Source organism: Erythrobacter sp. HI0063 (assembly GCF_001635685.1).
GTDB lineage: Bacteria > Pseudomonadota > Alphaproteobacteria > Sphingomonadales > Sphingomonadaceae > Qipengyuania.
This window is the reverse complement of record NZ_LWFF01000084.1, coordinates 1-215: the sequence shown is the minus strand read 5'-3', so window position 1 is coordinate 215 and position 215 is coordinate 1. Positions and strand designations below refer to the sequence as shown.

The 215-nt window shown below is 60.5% G+C and carries 1 protein-coding gene; it reads right to left on the bottom strand.

All coding sequences use genetic code 11. The features are described 5' to 3' along the window. A partial coding sequence (locus A3736_RS03940; protein ID WP_156501950.1) for a thioredoxin domain-containing protein occupies positions 1-215 on the bottom strand: 215 nt, incomplete at both ends.

Genomic DNA, 215 nt, shown 5'->3' with positions numbered 1-215 from the left:
GGACAGCGGGTGATAGGTCTCGGGCGCACCGCAGCGGACCATCTGAGCCAGGATCAGATCGTGCGGACCGTGAATCTGGTTGCGCAATTCGTAGCTGACCTTGCCGGTGGCGACGTAATCTTCCTTGAGCTGATCCGCCCCGTTCTGCGCAAAGGCTGCGCAGGCGGGACAGGTCAGCGAAGCGTATTCGATCAATTTGATCGGCGCATCCGGAT